At 60.9% G+C, this 2830-nt stretch carries 1 protein-coding gene; it reads left to right on the forward strand.

Annotated features, from left to right (window positions below):
• On the forward strand, positions 1–2830 hold a 2830-nt coding region (locus tag CFR80_RS17520), incomplete at both ends, for a beta strand repeat-containing protein (protein WP_181418273.1).

Below are 2830 nucleotides of genomic sequence, written 5' to 3' on the forward strand. Positions count from 1 at the left end.
GTCCGGTTCTGGCGGTCTGACGGTTTCTGGCGGGACGGAGACGCTGTCGGGTGCGAATACCTACACGGGTGTGACGACGGTGGCGTCTGGTGCAGGCCTCAGCCTGCCGGGTTCTGTTGCGGGTGCGCTGACGACTGCCGGGACGACGGATGTCAATGGCGGCACGGTTGCTGGCACGACAACCAATACCGGGACGTTTACGGCTGAAGACGGCACGCTTGCGGCTGTTGCGAACAATGGCGGCACAGCGAGGCTGAGCGACACGACGGCAGGCGCCGTGACGAATGCGTCTGGTGCGACATTCAGCGCGACGGGCGGGACACTGGCGAGTGCGGCGAACAGCGGGACGATGACGCTGGGTGCGGGCAACACCGTCTCGGGTGATGTGACCCAGACGGCCGGTTCGCTGACGCTGGACGGCAACACGGTTGACGGCACGGTTGCGGCCAATGGCGGCACGTTCGATGTGGCGTCTGCGGGTTCGACGGCGGGTTCTCTGTCGGGAACTGCCAGTGGCACACTGGACGGCACGCTGGACCTGACCAAAGCCAGCAGCACCTATTCCGGCGGCATGTCCGGTTCTGGCGGTCTGACGGTTTCTGGCGGGACGGAAACGCTGACGGGTGCGAATACCTACACGGGAGATACGATTGTTGCGTCTGGTGCGAGCCTGACGGTTTCCAATGGTGGCCAGCTGGATGGTACGAACAGCATCCAGAACGACGGAACAGTCGTTCTGGACAATGGCCATGTAACTATTCCAAACAATACGGCAGCGAACTGGACTGGCGTCATTGCCAGTGGGTTTGACGCTGGTTCTGACGCAAGTATGACCTTGCAAAATGGTAGTACCCTTGATTCAGCAGGAGGTACTTTGACGGCCGGGCTTGGCGCCAATAGCCAGGGCAAGATTACGGTTGATGATTCCACTGCCAATGTTGGGATGATTGTTGCGGGTGAGAATGGCACCGGCACTGTTTCCATTACAAATGGCAGCGTTGTTTCAACCCAGGCCGTCGTATTGGGTAACCAGACCGTCGGTAAAGGCAGCCTTGATGTGACGGGAACCGGCACGCAGCTGAATGCGGGGACGGGTGGTCTGTATGTCAATGCGGATGGCACGGGCACGGTTTCCGTTGAAAACGGGGGTGTGATCAGCTCTGCGGGTCCTGTCTCGTTCGGGGACGGGTCAACTGTTGCGTCTGGCAGCACGGGCACCCTGACGGTTGGTCAGGGGGGCACGCTGGCAGTGGGTGGCACGAACGGCATTGTCGCGGATGAAGGCAGCAATGGTGGCAGCTACCAGTTCAACCTGGCTGGCGGCACGCTGAAGGATACGGGGTCCGACCTGACCTCTTCCGTGAATGCGACGCTGGTCAGCGGGACGGATTCCACCGTCGACACCAATGGTCTGAACACGACCCTTTCCGGCGTACTGTCCGGGAGTGGCAGTCTCACAAAATCGGACACAGGCACGCTGGTCCTGACTGGGGCTGACACCTACACGGGAGGGACGACGATCGGTGGCGGCACGCTGCAGCTTGGCAATGGCGGCACGACCGGGACGATTTCTGAGACGTCGTCGATTGTGGATAATGGCAACCTGAGTGTTGATCACAGCGACAGCGTGACGCTGGCGCAGGCGATCTCCGGCACGGGCAGCCTGACCCAGTCCGGAACCGGCACCACCATCCTGAGCGGTACCGACACCTATGGTGGCGCGACTTCCGTGAATGCCGGCACCTTGCAGGTTGATGGAGATGAGAGTGGTGCGACGGGAGCGACGACGGTTGCTTCTGGCGCGACGCTGAGCGGCACGGGCACGCTTGGTGGTGACGTGACGGTTGGGAATGGTGCGACCCTGTCTGCGGGTGATGGCGCCCATGGCGTGGGCACGCTGACGGTTGATGGAAACCTGACCCTGGATCAGGGCTCGACCCAGAACTTTGATACGGGTGAGGCCAATACGGCAGGTGGGAAATACAATGACCTTGTCGCTGTGGGGGGCAACCTGACGCTGGGCGGCACGCTGAATGTTGCGGCCGATACAGCTGGTCCGGACGCTGCCAGCGGTGGTCTGGATGCGGGTGTCTACCGTATCTACACCTATGGTGGAGGCCTTACGGATAATGGTGAAACACTTGGCACGGTTGATGCCGCGCAGGGTGTTGAACTTGGCCTGCAGACCTCGATCGCCCATCAGGTGAACCTGGTTGTGAATGATGGCAGCCTGACCTTCTGGGACGGCGGCAATACCGGCACCAACCATGGTTCGGACGGTTCGTCCGGTAATGATACGGTCGATGGTGGCAGCGGCACCTGGACTGCGATGAACGGTGCGGGTGATGACAACTGGACCAATGCGGATGGTAGCCGTAACGCACCATGGTATGCGGGTGGCTATGCCGTCTTCGAAGGCTCTGCCGGCACGGTGAGCGTCTCGGATAAGGATGCGAATGGCGATCCTGCGGATGTGACGGTCAGCGGGATGCAGTTTGCCAATAATGATGGCAAGACCTATGTCGTGACGGGTGATGACCTGTATGCGACCACGGGTTCGACGACGGTCCGTGTTGGTGACGGGACGGATGCAGGCGCTGCCATCACGGCGGATCTGGATACGGTCATCAATGACAGCAATGTCGCGGGTGGTACGTCTTTGGTGAAGACGGATGCCGGCACGCTTGTTGTGAGCAAAGATCAGACCTATCGCGGGGCCACGGATATCGAAGGCGGCACGCTGCAGCTTGGCAATGGTGGTACGGCGGGCAACATCGCGACTACCACGGCGATCCATGATGATGGTACGCTGGCTGTTGATCGTAGCGAT

Origin of the sequence: Komagataeibacter oboediens (assembly GCF_003207815.1) — a bacterium.
Classification (GTDB): domain Bacteria; phylum Pseudomonadota; class Alphaproteobacteria; order Acetobacterales; family Acetobacteraceae; genus Komagataeibacter; species Komagataeibacter oboediens.